The sequence below is a fragment of the Pseudarthrobacter sp. KH_020_B genome, assembly GCF_057840185.1.
The window spans coordinates 3146111-3161308 of the sequence record NZ_CM174506.1 but is presented as its reverse complement, the minus strand read 5'-3'; the positions used below and the strand labels follow the sequence as shown (position 1 = coordinate 3161308).

The following is a 15198-nucleotide window of genomic DNA, read 5'->3' as shown; positions in this document are numbered from 1 at the left end:
CACCGGAAGGGTTTTCCGCGGCTGCCCATAGACTTGGACCATGACGCAGCAAAACCACGATGTTCCCGACACCGACACCTACGATGCCGCCGCGAGTTCGCTGGCAGGCCAGGTGGACAACTCGGTGATGGCGGAACTGCTGTCCATCCGCTCCAGCATCGACAACATCGATGCGACCCTGGTGTACCTCCTGGCCGAACGGTTCAAGGCCACCCAGAAAGTGGGCTTCCTCAAGGCCGCGCACCGGCTCCCTGCCGGGGATCCGGGCCGGGAATCGGCCCAGATCGCCCGTCTCCGGCGGCTGGCAGAGGATGCACACCTCGATCCCGCCTTTGCGGAGAAGTTCCTGAACTTCATCATCGGCGAAGTCATCCGCCATCATGAAGCCATCGCCGAGGACCACCAGGCCGCTGCAGAGTGGAAGTAACCGCCACCGGGCTTGGGCCCTGGCCGGGGGAGGACCCCGTGGAGGCCGCCCGAATCATCCGCGGCGAGCTCGGCAGCCCGCACCTGCCGTTCCTGGCAGAGCTTCCGGACCGCGGCGTCGGCTCGGATGCCTTGGGGCGGACGGCCGCACTCCTGGTTGAACTGGCCGTGGATGTCCAGCCGTATGGCTGGCGGCTGGTGGACCGTCCCGGCAAGGATTACCGCCGGGCGGCGTCGGCCCTGTCCACCGATATCAACGTCCTGGCAGACGTTGCCGGCGCTGAGGACACCCCCGCCCCCGAGATCAAGCTCCAGCTGGTTGGTCCGCTGAGCATTGCCGCCGGCCTGCACCTGCACAACGGCGAACGGGCATTGATCGATTACGGCGCCCGCCGGGACATTGCCGACTCTCTGGCCGCAGGGGTTGGCGGCTACCTGTCCCGGATTTCCAGCGCGGTTCCGGGCGCGCGGCTGGTGGTTCAGGTCGACGAGCCTGATATCGCCGCCGTACTCGCCGGCACTATTCCGACGTCGAGCGGTTACCGCACGCTGCGGGCGGTGGGTGGCCAGGAGGTCACCGAGTCCTGGCAGGTGGTGATCGAGGCGCTCCGTGAGGCGGGCGCCGCCGAAATTGTTGTCTCGGTGCCTGAAATTGAGGCCCCGATCGACCGGATCATTGCCGCCGGCGCCGACGGGCTGGCCGTTCCCCTGAAGGCCTTGACCACACGGCAGTGGGAGCAGTTGGCCATAGCAGTGGAGGCAGGCAAGCGGATCTGGGCCGGCGCCCTGGACGTCGGCCGCGGCACGCTGCCCAAAGTGGCCGACGTCGTTGAGTCAGTCTGGCGGCCGTGGCACCAGCTGGGGCTGCCGGCGTCGTCCCTCGGCAGTATCCGGGTCACCCCCTCGGCGGGACTTGCCGGCCACACGCCGGCCACCGCCACAGCGGTGCTGGGCCGGCTCACCCAGGTGGCCGACGGCCTGAACCAGCGCGCGCACGGCTAACAGCTACGTCCGGTTTTCCCACCGGTCCGGCTGGGCGTAGCGGGGCAGGAAACTCTGCGCCGAACTGCCGCCGATGTAGGGACGCAGGCGGTAGTCGAAACCGCCCGCATAGACCAGTACCTGCCCGATCTGTGGCTGGATGACCTTGACCTGGATCCGGTGCTGTCCGTGCTCGCCTGCGGCGCCGTCCCACCACTGTTCGGCGTAGGCCTTGGCATCGACGGTGGCCGGAAGCGGCAGGCGGAGGGGGCCCAGGAACAGCCGGGACGCTTCGGAAACGCCGCGCAGCCTACCTTCGTTCGTCACACTGAGCTTGAGGTCGGTCACCATGCGCCGGAAACGGCCCAGGTAGTCCACCAGCCGCGGGCCGCCGTCGGAATCCACGAGGCTGGTGGTGTCCTGGAAGATCCGCACGTGCCCGGGGAAGCGGATTTCCCGCCGGGCAGTCAGGCTGGAGCGGCCGAACGGATCCTGGTGCGCATGGTTTTCAATCCGGAACGGGATGCCTTCACCGTAGTCCGGGAAGAACGCCTCCTCCCCGGAGGTCAGCTTGAGTAGCGGCCGCAGCCACGCCTGCCGGCAGCCCACAACGTCGAACACGCCGTCCCCGACGCCGTAGTGCCCCGAACCGGGCGCCAGCGAAAAGTACTCCTGGAGCTCAGGCTGCAGCCGGTGGAAGTCCTCGCCCAGGGCCTGCTGGTAAATGGGGACGTTCATCGTGACCTCCTGGACGGTACCGTCAGCGGCGCTGCAGTGATTCACAATCTACCGGCAGCCTTGAGCCGGATGTACATGTCGGCAAGCTGCGGCGGCAGCTGGTGTGGCTCCGCATCCACCACTTCCACCCCGTGCTGCCGGAGCTCGGCGCTGACCGCCGCCCGTTCCAGGAGCACGCGTTCAGCCGCTGCTGCCCGGAATACACCGGCAGCGTTTTCACGTTCACGCAGCATCTGCCCGAGCATCGGATCACGGACGGCGGCCACCACCACAACATGCTGCTGGGCGAGCTGCGCGGCCACGGGAATGAGCCCCTCCTCCGGCGCGCCGCCGTCCAACGAGGTCAGCAGCACCACCAGGGACCGGTGGGCGGAGACCGCCCGGATCTGGCCGGGGAGGCTGGACCAGTCAAGCTCGATCAGTTCAGCTTCGAGGGGCGCCATTGCCTGCACCAGCTGGCCTAGGAGATTGCCGGTGGTGGCGGAACCGGCCCTGGCCCGCGGACGGCGGTCGTACGCTAGGAAATCCACCCGGTCACCGCCACGCTCGGCCAGTACCGCCAGCAGGAGCGCCGCTTCGATGCCGGTATCCAGCCTTGGTTCGTCCTCGATCCTCGCCGCTGACGTGCGGGACGTATCCAGCATGATCACCACGCGACGGTCGCGTTCCGGGCGCCACGTGCGGACGACGACGGCGGACCGGCGGGCGGTTGCGCGCCAGTCGATGGACCGGACGTCGTCCCCGCGGACATAGTCACGCAGCGAGTCGAATTCGGTGCCGGCACCCCGGATCTGTACGGCGGCCTTGCCGTCGAGTTCGCGGAGTTTCCTGAGCTTCGACGGGAGGTGCCTGCGGGAATGGAACGGCGGCAGGACCCGCAGGATACCGGCGGAGTCAAACGTGCGCTGGCGTGCCGCGAGCCGAAGGGGTCCATGGGAGCGCACCGTGACGTGCCGGGCGCCCACGTCGCCACGGCGGGCCGGCTGTAACCGGACGGTCATCCGGATGCTCTCCAGGGCGGGGATGGCCAGGTCCTGGACCGGATTCACGGCCCCGGCAGACGGCTGCCACGCGTCCCGAACAGTGGCGCGCAGGGGCCGCCGGCCGCTGTTGCGCAGCGTCAGGACCGAAGCGGCCGTGCCGTGCAGCGTCACGATGCCGGGCTCGGCGCGCGTGATGCTGATGGCCCGCGGGGAAGCGGCCAGGCCAAGGTCCAGGCCCAGGAGGGCAGCGAGTGCCACGACCACGCCCAGAACCGTTCCCCAGCCCGGAAACAGCAGCACCGGCACCAGGCCCAGCAGTGCCAGCAACACGAACCGTCCGGAGAGCGCCATATGCAAGCGGATCAGCGGGGGACGGGGACGGACGCGAGGATGCTGCCCAGGACATCGTCCACTCGGACCCCGTCCATCTGGGCATCAGGCTGCAGGGCAACCCGGTGGCGCAGGCACGGCAGCGCCAGTGCCTTGACGTCGTCGGGGGTGACGAAGCTGCGGCCGGACAGCCAGGCCCAGGCACGGGACGTATTAAGCAGTGCAGTCGCGCCGCGGGGCGAGACGCCCAGCTGGAACGACGGCGCCTGCCGGGTGGCGCGCACCAGGTCCACGATGTAGCCGATGATTTCCGGTTCGACGGCGACGGTGGCCACAGCCTGGCGCGCCCGTGTGAGGTCCTCGGCGCCGGCCACCGGCCGGACACCGGCGGCAGCAAGATCGCGGGGATTGAAGCCGGACGCGTGCCGCCGGATCACTTCCACCTCGTCAGTCCGGCCGGGCAGCGGCATGGTGAGCTTGAGCAGGAACCGGTCCAGCTGGGCTTCGGGCAGGGGATACGTTCCCTCATACTCCACGGGGTTCTGGGTTGCCGCCACCAGGAAGTTCGCCGGCAGCGGCCTGGACATCCCGTCCACCGAGACCTGCCGCTCTTCCATGGCCTCCAACAGGGAGGCCTGCGTTTTCGGCGGTGTCCGGTTGATTTCGTCGGCCAGCAGGATGTTGGTGAAGACCGGCCCCTCGCGGAAACTGAATTCCGAGGTGTGCGAGTCATAGACCAGCGAGCCGGTGATGTCGCCGGGCATCAGGTCAGGGGTGAACTGCACGCGTTTGGTGTCCAGGCTCAGCGCGGCGGACAGGGCACGGACCAGGAGTGTCTTGGCCACGCCGGGCACACCTTCGAGGAGCACATGGCCCTGGGAGAGCAGCGCGATCAGGAGTCCGGTAACGGTGGCATCCTGGCCCACCACGGCCTTGGCCACCTCGTGGCGGACATCCAGGAGTGCCTGCCGGGCGGGATCATGCTGCCGGGCGGTATCCAGCGTCTGCGGGGAAGATTCCATGATCTGCGGGGCGCCGTACGGTTCGTTCATCGGGTCCTGACCTCGTTCTCTAGTTTGTCCAGTTCCTGTGACCATTGCACCAGCCTGGTTGCTGTCCCGGGGTGTTCCTGGATCAGGCCGCTGATATCGGTGGCCGGCCGGCCCAGGTGCCGGGCCGCTGCCTGCACGACGTCCTCGACAGTGGGCTGGGATCCCAGTCGAAGGGCTTGCGCCAGACGAACCAGGGTGCCCGCCCGAAGGTTGTCCCGCGCCCGGTCCAGTGCTTGGGAATCCTGATAGAGGCGGGCACGGCCTTCCGCGGTCTCCACAGCCTTGACAACCACGGGGAGTGGTTCAAAGACGAGCGGGCCTAGGCGGCGACCCCGCCACATGACGGCCAGCACGGCCACAAAGACCAGCCATGGCCCCAGGAAAGCCACCCAGTCAGGGGCGAGGTCATCCAGTGTCTGCGTTGACTCCGCAGCGGCCGCATCGCCCAGCCCGGGGAGATACCAGACAAGGTCCTTTGAGCTGCCCAGCGTCCGCAGGGCCAGCGCGGCATGCCCGTGGTCGGCAAGCCCGCCGTTGTTGAGGAGAGCGGTGCTGCCCAGGACCGTCAGGCCGCCGTCGTCCGTGCCGGCCAGCAGCCCGGCGGCGCTGCCCGGCGGACGGTAGCACGCCGTGCCGCCGTCGTACAGGAACCCGCCGGTTCCGGAAACCGCACCTGCGGCCGCAGGATCGCTGAGCCCGCAGCCCGGTTCCAGGAGCGCCGCTGAGTCCGGCACCACGCCGGCCTGGCTGATGCCGGTAGCGAGGGCCTTCAGCGTGGCTAGCCGCGGCGTCACTAGCAGCACCCGTCCCGCACGTGCGGTCAGCTCCTCCAGCCGGGATTGGTCCAGGAATCCGCTCCGGTCGTACAGGAGGAGGGTGGCACCTGGCCGGTCCGCGAGTGCCGCCGTGGCGGCGTCAAAGGATTCAACATCCTGGACCGCGACTCCGTGGCGGCCCAGGACCTCGCTGACCGCCCTGGCGCCGTCCGGCCCGACGTTGTGGACGGATAGGGGTAGGGAATCGCCCTTTGGCGCCAGCTGGGTGGAAATGACCACCGCCAGTCCGACGGCGGCTGCCGCACCGATCGCCGCCCTGCCGCGGTTCCGCCGAAGCCAGGCCCCGAACCCGCCCCCGGACCCGGCGCCGGGCCGCGCCGGAGGGGCGGAATCCGGCTGCGTCTCCGGTGCGCCCTGCGTCAGAAGGTTGGGCGTCAGGCGATCCGGCGAGGGGTTCTGCGTCGTGGGACTCTGCGTCATCGCGGAACCGCCGGCTCGTCGCGTTCAGCGGGCAGGGCGGCGCTCGCCGGTGTGAGGGACTGCAGGGCAATGTCCAGCTCGCGCACAGCAGCATAGTCGGCCTCGCGGGCGGACTCATTTCCGTAGCGAATCCCGTCGAAAGTCCGGGCAGCGTCCTTCAGGCGGCCGGCCTCTGACGAAAAAGGTGTGGCCAGTTCGTGCGCCACCTCGTCCGCGGTCCGGCCCGGCCGCGCGTCGAACACCGCCCTGTCCTCGGCCGTGCGCACCAGCGCACGGAAACAGTCCACGGCGGCGGCACTCCAGTTGCCTGCTGCGGCTGCGGCCGCGGCGCGCCCGCGATAGGCCCCGGCACTGACTGTTGCGTCGGCGTCGAACACCTCTCCGGCGCGCTTGGCTTTCGCGTTGAGGCGCGGGCGGGCCTGGATGACTGCGGCGCCGATCAGCACCGCGATGGCCACGCCGATCCACGGCGCCGCCCCGCTGGTTTCCGGCCCGGAACCGCCGTCCAGGGACCGCAGCCAGTCCAGGATGTCCGCCCACACGCTGTCCAGCCAGCCGGGGGCCGCGTCACGGTATTCCGCCTTGGCAAGTTCTTCTTCGGCCCAGCGGCGGGCCTCGTCCCGGCCAGGCAGGACTGGCGGTTCAGCGGCCATCCGGCCATGTCCCGCCTGGCGGTGTCCCGTAGGGCGGTGCCCCGTAGGGCGGCCGCGGTTCTTGGCCGGGTCCTGCCCGGTAGACCGGGACGCCTCGGCCCGGGACACCGTCCGGATCCGCGCCCGATTCCAGCAGCCGGAGCAGGGCGATATCCAGTCCGTCCCGGCGCATCCTGAGGTCGAGGTAGAGCAGCGCCATCACGGAGGTCTGGAAGGCAAAACCCGCCGCAGCGACTACGGCGGTGACCACGGCCGTGGCAACGCCCGCCACCACGGCCGTTGTGACCGCTTGCTCGGCACCGCCGTGCGGTGAGACCACACCGGTGTAAAAGCCGGTGAGCAGCGTGACGGGAATCATGACCACCTGGGCGATGACCCCCACCATAATGCCCACCACCAGCGTGATGCCCAGGAGCCGCCACCAGCTGTTACTCGTGAGTTCCCACGAGCGGCGTATGCCGGCCACGGCCCCGAGCTCCTCCACCACCACGGCGGCCGGAGCCACCATCAGCTTGATGTAGACCCAGACGTACAGCACAAGGCACACCAGCCCCAGCGGGATCAGGATCAGGGCGCCCACTCCACCCACCGTGCTGACCAGCAGCACGGCCAGCGCCACAAACAGCAGCGCCGTCAGGAGCCCGCCGCCAACCAGCAGCACCGCGAGGCGGATCAGTGCCCACGCGCGGGACCGGGTCAGGGACCACATCTGCCTGAAGCCAGTCGGGCGGTTAAGGACGGACCTGGCTACCGGAACCACCATGGCGCCCTGAAGCACCGCCGACAGAAAAACGGTCAGCACCGGGACGAGCAGGACACGGGACGCAAAGGTCACCACCAGCGGGACCCGGTCCTGCTCCGCCAGGCCCTGCGCCCAGGTCTCCAGGGACGCCGCGGACGTGGCGGAAAATGCCGTAAGGACTGCCGTCAGCACTGCGACGAGGGTCTGCGCCAGCAGCGCGGCGCCCAGCATGGCCTTGGCATTGCGCCTGATCGCCTGGAAGGAACCGTCCAGGATCTCGCCGAACATCAGCGGTCGCAGGGGAACGATGCCGGGTTTGGGCGGGGCAACATAACGCGGCTGCTGGTAGGGCGGCGACGCGCCGTAGGGATTGTGCGGCGGAGTACCCCACGCCGGCGGGCCACCCGGCGGAGCGCCCCATACCGGCTGGGCGCCCCATACCGGCTGGGCGCCCCAAGGCGGCTGTGCCGGGCCGGGCTGCGGCCCCCACGGAGGCTGGCTTCCTGGCGACTGGCCCCGCCCACCCTCGCCGGCAGGATGCGGCTGCTGCATGTTCGGATCCTGGTGTGGCACCCCTGTTCCTTCCCCCCGCGCGGGACTGTCCGCGTCTTGCCAGCCTATAGTTCCGGCGTCGGGCGTCATAGCGTGGCGCCATGCCGTAAGGCCGTTCAACAGGACAAACCCTGATCAATAAGGGAACATGTAGCTATGAAGGCACGCATTCTGGTAGTTGACGATGACGAAGCGCTGGCCGAAATGATTGGGATTGTTCTGCGCAATGACGGCTTTGAGCCGGTCTTTTGCGCCGACGGCAGCCAGGCGCTGGATATTTTCCGTTCATCGAAGCCGGACCTCGTGCTGCTTGACCTGATGCTCCCCGGCGTGGACGGCATCGAGGTCTGCCGGCAGATCCGCTCCGAATCGGACGTGCCCATCGTGATGCTCACCGCCAAGTCGGATACGTCCGACGTCGTCCGTGGCCTTGAGTCCGGCGCAGACGACTACGTGCCCAAGCCGTTCAAACCCGCCGAACTCGTGGCACGCGTGCGCGCCCGCCTCCGGCCCGGCGACCAGAAAGCGCCTGAAACGCTGCGGATCGCAGACATCACCATCGACGTGGCCGGCCACACCGTGAAGCGTTCCGATGAGCGGATTTCCCTGACGCCCCTGGAGTTTGACCTCCTCGTGGCCCTGGCGCGGAAGCCCTGGCAGGTGTTCACCCGCGAACTGCTGCTGGAGCAGGTCTGGGGCTACCGCCACGCGGCGGACACCCGGCTGGTCAACGTCCACGTCCAGCGCCTACGGTCAAAAATTGAGCGGGATCCGGAAGCTCCCGAAGTTGTATTGACGGTTCGTGGTGTCGGCTACAAAGCAGGTTCCTGAGCCTTCAGGACCAGATGCGCACCGCGCCCCGGACCTTCCAGCAGCCAAGGGCCCGGAGCATACGGATGCACTGCCGTCGGAGCTGGCAACGCTGCCGTTCCGGGCTCGGATCTGGCGGCGCCGTGGAGTAATCGTGGGGCTACGGGTGGGCCGCCTGGTCCGGATCGGTGTGACCCGTTTCTTCCCTGCGGTCCGTTATGCCGGGCAGTCGCTGCGGCGGCGCTGGCGCCGGTCCCTGCAGTTCCGGACCGTCCTCACCACCCTGCTGCTGGCCGTAACATCGTTTGGCGCCGTGGGCGCCTACTTGTCCAACCAGATCGCCAACAACCTGTTCCAGGAGCGCCTCACCCAGGCCGAATCCGAAACCCGTTACTACGTCAAGCAGGTCCAGGACACGTTCGATGGTGCCCAGGTCACGGACCAGTCCAGCGTCATCACCCTGGTGTACGACACCTTGAACGCGGTGGAGGGGCGCGGCTCCGTGATCCAGCGGCGGTACGTTTTTGAGGCCATGCCCGAACAGACCAAGCCCCGGAACCGCTGGGTGGAGTCCCGGGCGTCCGATCAGCTGACCGTCAGCGTCATCCCGCCTGAACTCCGCACGGCGGTCCAGGAATCGGGCAAGGACCAGTACTGGGCCTCCACCATTATCCCGGTGGGAACCGAGGACAGGCCGGGCATCGCCGTAGGCAACAAGGTGACCTTCAACGGCACCGTGTACGAGCTCTACCTGATCTATGACGTCAACACTGCCCAAAAGACGCTCGACGAAATCCAGGGGGTTCTCCTGGCCGGCGGGGCCGCGCTGGTGCTGATGATCGGGGCCATCGCCTGGTACGTCACCCGCAATGTTGTCAGCCCGGTCAGCCATGCCGCCCTGGTGTCGGAGAAGCTCGCGGCCGGCCAGTTGCAGGAGCGGATGGTGGTCAAAGGCGAGGACGAAGTGGCCCGACTCGGGGCATCGTTCAACCACATGGCCGCCAGCCTCCAGGAGCAGATCACCCAGCTGGCCATGTTGTCCCAGATGCAGCAGCGGTTTGTCTCCGACGTCTCCCACGAGCTCCGCACGCCTCTGACCACCGTCCGGATGGCCGCGGAAGTGTTGTACGACGCCCGTCACGACTTCGACCCCATCAACAAGCGCTCCGCCGAACTCCTGTACAACCAGGTGGAGAGGTTCCAGTCCCTGCTGGCAGACCTGCTCGAGATCTCCCGCTTCGACGCCGGCGTGGCCATGCTCGACGCCGAGCCCGAGGACATCCTGCAGGTGATCGCCCACGTCATTGACGGGGCAGCGCCCGTCGCGGCCGAATACGGCTCGGAGATCATCCTCCGGGCGCCCGCCGTGGGAATTGTGGCGGAAATGGACACCAGGAGGATCGACAGGATCCTGCGGAACCTCATTCTGAATGCGGTGGAGCACGGCGAAGGCAGGCCGGTCACCGTAACTGTCGCGGCCAACCAGTCAGCGGTGGGAGTTGCCGTCCGGGACCAGGGGATCGGCATGACTCCGGCCGAGGCCGCCCGGGTCTTTGACCGGTTCTGGCGTGCGGATCCGGCGCGGGCACGCACCACCGGAGGCAGCGGCCTGGGCCTGTCCATCGCGATGGAGGACACCAAGCTCCACAACGGCTGGCTGCAAGCTTGGGGAAACAAGGGCAGGGGAGCCAATTTCCGGCTGACCATTCCGTTGCGCCAGGGCGCGGAGATCGACCGCTCACCCGTGCAGCTTGAGCCGGAGGACATCATCCTCCCCGACGTGCCCCATGCGAAGAACGTGCTCGTCCTGGGACCCGGAACACCGAAGGAGTCTTCATGACGGGACCAAAAGTGCGGGGAGTGCTGAAGAGAAGTTTCGTGCTGTTCACCGTCATCCTGCTGCTGGCCTCATGCGCCCGCATTCCCACCGCCGGGCCGGTGGGGAAGAGCGCGGAAGGCAGCGCCGGAAACGTCAACGCGCCGGTGTTCCTCCCGGCCGCGCCCCAGCCCGGCGCCACTCCGGAAAACATCATTGATTACTTCTACCGTGCCGGCACCGGCTACGAGGGCGACTACGCGGTGGCCCGCGAATACCTGACTCAGGCAGCGTCAGTGGCCTGGAAACCCGACCAGCGCGCGCTGGTGTACCGCGAGGCGAAAGTGGTGGGCACCGGCGTCGACAACGTCTACAACTACCAGCTGGACGTTGCCTACAGCGTGGATGTTGACGGCATCGCCACGCAGATGCCCGAAGGCACCATCGAGAACATCCCGGCCACGCTCACCCAGGTGGACGGCGAATGGCGGATCTCGGCCATCCCGGACGGAACAGCGATCCCGGAGGAAACCTTTAAGGTCATCTACGGCGCCTACCCTATCTACTTCTACGATCCCAGCTTCACCTATGCCGTGCCTGACGTCCGCTGGTTCATTAGGAACAAGACCGTCAAAGCAATGACCAGCGCCCTGCTTGCCGGCCCCGCGCCGTACCTTCGGGGCGCGGTGGTGAGCGCCTTCCCGTCCGGTATCAAACTTGCCCGCGAATCGGTTCCGGTGGTGGCGGGAGCTGCGCAGGTGGACCTCACGGCCAAGGAGCTCACCGAGGCGTCCACGGAGGACAGGCTCCGGATGCAGACGCAGCTTTCGCTCACGTTCCGCAGCCAGCCCGACGTCGTTAATGTGGAGCTGCATGCCAACCAGGACCTGGTCCGGGTCGAAGACAACGGCTCGGTGCTGCCCCCGGTGCGGGACAAAAACGTGCCGGTCCGCGAGATCGCCGTCAGCGGCAATGAGCTGGTTCGCTACGAGAACAACAGGGTGTCCCCGCTGCCGGATATGCAGCCTGTTTCCTCGCTCGGGCCCCGCTACCCGGCGGAATCCCCGGTGTCACAGACCGTTGCCTTCCTCAACGAAAGCCGGACGACCCTGTACAGCATGGTGCCGGGACAGCCCGCGCGCGCGCTGACAACGCGCAGCACCATCACGCATCCGTCCTTCAGTATTTATGACTGGGTGTGGGCCGCCGGGCCGGGAGCTACCGGCGGTGCCGAGGTGGTCGCCTACCGGCCCATCGGAGTTGCCGAAGGTGCCGCCGTTCCCACCGTTACGCTCACGCCGTCCTGGCTGGCCGGACGGACCGTCAAGGAGCTGCGGATCTCACGCGAGGGTGTCCGGGCGCTGGTCATTTCGGAACAGAACGGCAAGACAAAGGTGCAGATTGCCGGGATCATCCGGAACGCCGACGGGACACCCCGGGAACTGACTGCCCCGATCACCCTGGTGGCTTCCGGTGATCCGGACCAGGGCGTCTGGGTGAACGACACAACGGTCGCCGTGATGAAAGCCTCGGCAGGCTCCAATGTCACGCCGGAGCTGCTGTCCCTCACATCCGGACAGCCCCAGCAGTTGGCGCCGTGGCCCGGCCTGGTGTGGCTCAGCGCCGGCAACGGGCTGGAGGAGATCTACGGCCAGTCTGCCGAGGGCATCTTCCAGCGGCTGGGCAACGGCTGGTCGCCCCAGCTCAAGGGTCCCATCGACCCCTCATTCCCCGGGTAGCTTTCCACATAGCGCGGCCTCAGGGTTCCGGGGCCGCGTCACGCAGGCCACCATGGGGTGTGACCGATCCGGACCTCCTGCCGCCTCCCCTGCCGGCCGCCAAGCATCGCGGCGGTCACCGCCGCCGGTGGCTGCGGGCCGCAGACCAGATGGGCGCGGCCGCCGCGGAGCTGCTGGCACTCGCCGTCCCCGTGGACTGCGTCTGCTGCGGTGCGGAGGACCTGGCCCTGTGCGTGGTGTGCGAACGCCAGGTCCGCCTGCTGACCAGGCATCCGTTCCGGGCTGAGGAGCAGGCACCGGCCCTGATGAACGTCGACGGCGGCCTGATCCTTCCGGTGGTGGCGGCGGGGGTGTACCGCGAGGAGCTGGCGCAGGCCGTGCTTTCGTTCAAGAGCCATGGCCAGCACCAGCTCACGTCAGTCCTGGCGCGCGGATTGGGGCAGGGTATTGCGGCGGCCGTGGCCGGCGTCGACGGCGTGTTCCTGGTTCCGGTGCCCAGCAGCACGGCCGGCTACGTCAAGCGGGGGTTCAGCCCGGTTCACCTCCTGCTTGCAGCATTGCAGCGGGGGACCACCAATCCCGGAACACCGGTGGTTGACGTGATCCGGAAATCGCGGCGCCGCGCCGCGCTGGAGCAGTTGCCTGGCGGCCAGAAAGGACTCGGCCGTGGTGCCCGGGCGAGCCGGGTCAGGGGCTCCATGAAGGTCCCGGGACGCCAGTGCGCGCGGGTGGCCGGCCGCCGCTGCATCATCGTCGACGACGTCCTCACCACCGGGGCCACACTCGCGGAAGCAGCCCGCGCGCTCCATCTGAGCGGCGCCGTGGTGGTGGGTGCGGTGGTCCTCGCCGCGACACGCCCGCCGGATTCAGCTGGCGGCGAATCGCCGGTCGCGGGAGCTGGCCGAAAGCGGCCCGTCTTAGAAAAAAATAAACCAAGAAAGGATGAATAACAGGTGGCTATGAACTAACGTCGGTTGTGGGTACCAAGAACAAGTTGTACCTTTCGATGGCGGCTCGGAAAGGGGCTCGACTGTCAAGCAGATCGGCCCATGGGAAGTGCCGCCGTCGTGTCACCGAAGTCATTTGGAGGGCACCATGGAGTTTATGATAAGCGGACGAAATCTGACGGTCTCAGACCGCTTCCGCGAATACGCCGGTGAGAAGATCTCGAAGATCGAGTCACTTGGCGACAAGGTCCAGCGGGTTGATGCAAAGGTTTCCAAGGAAACGAATGCACGCCAGACCGGCGACCAGCTCACCGTTGAAGTGACGGTCCTGGGCCGGGGACCCGTAATCCGTGCCGAAGCCAGCGCCGCAGACAAATTCGCTGCGTTCGATCTCGCCTACACCAAGCTGCTTGAACGCCTCCGCCGCGCCAAGGACCGCAAGAAGGTCCACCACGGGCGCCACACCCCCAAGGCAGTACGCGAGGCCACCGCGTCACTGGAACCCGCAAGTACCAGTGAGCCCCTTTATGTCGAGGCGAGCCATCGCAGCGAACCCCAGGCAGCACCAGTCGAACGTTCGCCCTACGAGGTCGAGAACGACATTCCGGCCGGGGACTCCCCGGTGCTGATCCGGCGCAAAGTTTTCCCTGCCGCCTCCCTCACCCTTGACGATGCGGTGGACAATATGGAGCTCGTGGGCCACGATTTCTACCTGTTCGTGGACAAGGCCACCAACACGCCCTCGGTGGTCTACCGGCGCCGGGGCTGGACGTACGGCGTGATCACCCTGGACCACGAATGCGAACCGGGGGACACCCCCGTCGAAGAAAAAATCCTCGCCTACCGCTCCGATGACGAGGCCGCAAAAGTCTAGGGCGGTTCACACCCCTCACTGAAAGGACTGATGTGCCAGCGACGCTGAGCCTTAACCAGGCCCGGCGGATCGCCCTGGCAGCTCAGGGACTCGACAAAGGACGGCCCGCCGGCCCCGTGACCTCACGGACGGTGGGCCGTACCTTTGCCCGGATCCAGCTTGTCCAGATCGATTCCGTCAACGTGTTGTCCCGCAGTCACTTTCTGCCCTTCTTTTCGAGGCTCGGCAACTACGACCGCACCATTCTTCAGCGGATGGCCGGCTCGCCGCCCAGGCGAATGATGGAGTACTGGGCGCACGAGGCCAGCTTCATCCGGCCCGAGCACTTCCAAGACCTCCGGTTGTGGCAGAAACGCACGTGGGTGGGTGCGTCCAAACTGGACCCGGAGCTGCGCGACGCGGTGGCCGGAAAGGTCCTCGACGCCCTTACCGCCGGGCGGCCCATGACAGCGGTGGAACTGACGGCGAACATCGGGCACGTGGAGGACCGGCGGGACGAGAACTGGGGATGGAACTGGAACGCCGTCAAACGCGTGCTTGAAGACCTGTTCGAGGCGGGCATCATTTCCGCGGCGTCCAGAACCGAACAGTTCGAGCGAAAGTACACGCTGACCGGCAGGGTGCTGCCGCCCCGGCTGGCCCTCGAAGCCGCCCCGGACCCTGTTGAAGCCATGCACCGCCTCATCGACGCGGCCGCTCAGGCCCATGGCATCGGAACCGTGAAGTGCTTCGCGGACTACTTCCGTACACCGGGCAAGGCGGCCGCCGACTCCGTGGACCATCTGGTCAGCATAGGGAGGCTGGAGCCGGTGGCTGTCGCAGGCTGGGACCGGAATGTCTACCTCCATGCCGATGCCGCCATGCCGCGGCGGGCGGGAGGGCGGGCCTTGCTCAGTCCGTTTGACTCCCTGGTTTTCGAGCGGCGCCGGCTTGAGGAGCTCTTCGGGTTCCACTACCGGATCGAGATTTACACGCCAGCGCACCTGCGGCGCTTCGGGTACTACGTCCTGCCTTTTCTCCTGGGTGACACCATAGCGGCCCGGGTGGACCTCAAGGCCGACCGGGCGGCAGGCAAACTGCTGGTCAGGTCCGCATACGGTGAGCCGGCCGCACCGCCGGCGACCGCCGTCGAACTCGCCGCCGAGCTGGAACTGATGGCCGAATGGCTGGAGCTGGGGGACATTGTGGTCAGCCCGGTCGGGGACCTGGCGGAGTCCCTCGCGGGCGCCCTGAATCACCGCGCCGGTCCGCTCCGCTCTCAGGGAACACCGGCCGCGTGGCCTGTGTCTCTCCCGTAGA

General features: G+C 67.6%; 14 protein-coding genes. 8 read left to right on the top strand and 6 right to left on the bottom strand.

Going from position 1 to position 15198, the window contains the following annotated elements; genetic code table 11:
• The first annotated feature begins 40 nt into the window (after window positions 1-40).
• Both AC3IT0_RS14555 and AC3IT0_RS14550 read left to right on the top strand, forming a co-directional pair.
• The gene (locus tag AC3IT0_RS14555) at window positions 41-427 is read left to right on the top strand and encodes a chorismate mutase (RefSeq protein ID WP_056343785.1); all 387 of its coding nucleotides are present in this window, start codon (window positions 41-43) and stop codon (window positions 425-427) included.
• A gap of 38 nt (window positions 428-465) precedes the next feature.
• Complete coding sequence (locus AC3IT0_RS14550) at window positions 466-1428, top strand: uroporphyrinogen decarboxylase/cobalamine-independent methonine synthase family protein (RefSeq protein ID WP_489320452.1); 963 nt, start codon at window positions 466-468, stop codon at window positions 1426-1428.
• Between the two features lie 3 nt (window positions 1429-1431).
• On the opposite strand, the gene AC3IT0_RS14545 is transcribed toward AC3IT0_RS14550, so the two are convergent.
• Genes AC3IT0_RS14545 through AC3IT0_RS14520 form a run of 6 tightly spaced genes read right to left on the bottom strand, consistent with a single transcriptional unit; the run spans window position 1432 to window position 7734 of the window.
• Complete coding sequence (locus AC3IT0_RS14545) at window positions 1432-2145, bottom strand: DUF4166 domain-containing protein (RefSeq protein WP_489320451.1); 714 nt, start codon at window positions 2143-2145, stop codon at window positions 1432-1434.
• A gap of 41 nt (window positions 2146-2186) precedes the next feature.
• Window positions 2187-3479, bottom strand: a complete 1293-nt coding sequence (locus tag AC3IT0_RS14540) for a DUF58 domain-containing protein (protein ID WP_489320450.1) — start codon at window positions 3477-3479, stop codon at window positions 2187-2189.
• An 11-nt stretch (window positions 3480-3490) separates the two neighbouring features.
• The gene (locus tag AC3IT0_RS14535) at window positions 3491-4480 is read right to left on the bottom strand and encodes an AAA family ATPase (protein WP_489323807.1); all 990 of its coding nucleotides are present in this window, start codon (window positions 4478-4480) and stop codon (window positions 3491-3493) included.
• A gap of 26 nt (window positions 4481-4506) precedes the next feature.
• Complete coding sequence (locus AC3IT0_RS14530; RefSeq protein WP_489320449.1) at window positions 4507-5766, bottom strand: DUF4350 domain-containing protein; 1260 nt, start codon at window positions 5764-5766, stop codon at window positions 4507-4509.
• Window positions 5763-6419 (bottom strand): DUF4129 domain-containing protein, encoded by a 657-nt coding sequence (locus AC3IT0_RS14525; RefSeq protein WP_489320448.1) that lies wholly within the window; start codon window positions 6417-6419, stop codon window positions 5763-5765. Before AC3IT0_RS14525 ends, AC3IT0_RS14530 begins: the two co-directional genes overlap by 4 nt.
• Window positions 6409-7734, bottom strand: a complete 1326-nt coding sequence (locus AC3IT0_RS14520) for a DUF7847 domain-containing protein (RefSeq protein ID WP_489320447.1) — start codon at window positions 7732-7734, stop codon at window positions 6409-6411. Before AC3IT0_RS14520 ends, AC3IT0_RS14525 begins: the two co-directional genes overlap by 11 nt.
• Before the next feature lie 135 nt (window positions 7735-7869).
• Here AC3IT0_RS14520 and mtrA point away from each other — a divergent pair, with 135 nt between their 5' ends.
• The 6 genes from mtrA (at window position 7870) to AC3IT0_RS14490 (ending at window position 15197) form a co-directional block, all read left to right on the top strand.
• Window positions 7870-8544, top strand: coding sequence for an MtrAB system response regulator MtrA (gene mtrA / locus AC3IT0_RS14515; protein ID WP_489320446.1), 675 nt, complete (start codon window positions 7870-7872; stop codon window positions 8542-8544).
• Window positions 8516-10363: an MtrAB system histidine kinase MtrB gene (gene mtrB / locus AC3IT0_RS14510; RefSeq protein ID WP_489320445.1), complete on the top strand. Its 1848-nt coding sequence runs from the start codon at window positions 8516-8518 to the stop codon at window positions 10361-10363. Before mtrA ends, mtrB begins: the two co-directional genes overlap by 29 nt.
• Entirely contained in the window at window positions 10360-12078 is a 1719-nt protein-coding gene (locus tag AC3IT0_RS14505) for an LpqB family beta-propeller domain-containing protein (RefSeq protein WP_489320444.1), read from the top strand. The genes mtrB and AC3IT0_RS14505 overlap by 4 nt, the downstream gene beginning before the upstream one ends.
• A 59-nt stretch (window positions 12079-12137) precedes the next feature.
• A complete protein-coding gene (locus AC3IT0_RS14500; protein ID WP_489320443.1) occupies window positions 12138-13028 on the top strand; it encodes a ComF family protein in 891 nt (296 codons plus the stop codon).
• Between the two features lie 145 nt (window positions 13029-13173).
• Entirely contained in the window at window positions 13174-13899 is a 726-nt protein-coding gene (gene hpf, locus AC3IT0_RS14495) for a ribosome hibernation-promoting factor, HPF/YfiA family (RefSeq protein WP_489320442.1), read from the top strand.
• A gap of 32 nt (window positions 13900-13931) precedes the next feature.
• Window positions 13932-15197, top strand: coding sequence for a winged helix-turn-helix domain-containing protein (locus AC3IT0_RS14490; protein WP_489320441.1), 1266 nt, complete (start codon window positions 13932-13934; stop codon window positions 15195-15197).
• Window position 15198: the final 1 nt, after the last annotated feature.

Bases quoted from the DNA above. Each gene is read 5' to 3' on its own strand.
- AC3IT0_RS14505 (WP_489320444.1), top strand. From the start codon at position 10,360: ATGACGGGACCAAAAGTGCGGGGAGTGCTGAAGAGAAGTTTCGTGCTG.
- AC3IT0_RS14540 (WP_489320450.1), bottom strand. From the start codon at position 3,479: ATGGCGCTCTCCGGACGGTTCGTGTTGCTGGCACTGCTGGGCCTGGTG.
- hpf (WP_489320442.1), top strand. From the start codon at position 13,174: ATGGAGTTTATGATAAGCGGACGAAATCTGACGGTCTCAGACCGCTTC.
- AC3IT0_RS14545 (WP_489320451.1), bottom strand. From the start codon at position 2,145: ATGAACGTCCCCATTTACCAGCAGGCCCTGGGCGAGGACTTCCACCGG.
- mtrA (WP_489320446.1), top strand. From the start codon at position 7,870: ATGAAGGCACGCATTCTGGTAGTTGACGATGACGAAGCGCTGGCCGAA.
- AC3IT0_RS14535 (WP_489323807.1), bottom strand. From the start codon at position 4,480: ATGGAATCTTCCCCGCAGACGCTGGATACCGCCCGGCAGCATGATCCC.
- AC3IT0_RS14530 (WP_489320449.1), bottom strand. From the start codon at position 5,766: ATGACGCAGAGTCCCACGACGCAGAACCCCTCGCCGGATCGCCTGACG.
- AC3IT0_RS14525 (WP_489320448.1), bottom strand. From the start codon at position 6,419: ATGGCCGCTGAACCGCCAGTCCTGCCTGGCCGGGACGAGGCCCGCCGC.
- AC3IT0_RS14555 (WP_056343785.1), top strand. From the start codon at position 41: ATGACGCAGCAAAACCACGATGTTCCCGACACCGACACCTACGATGCC.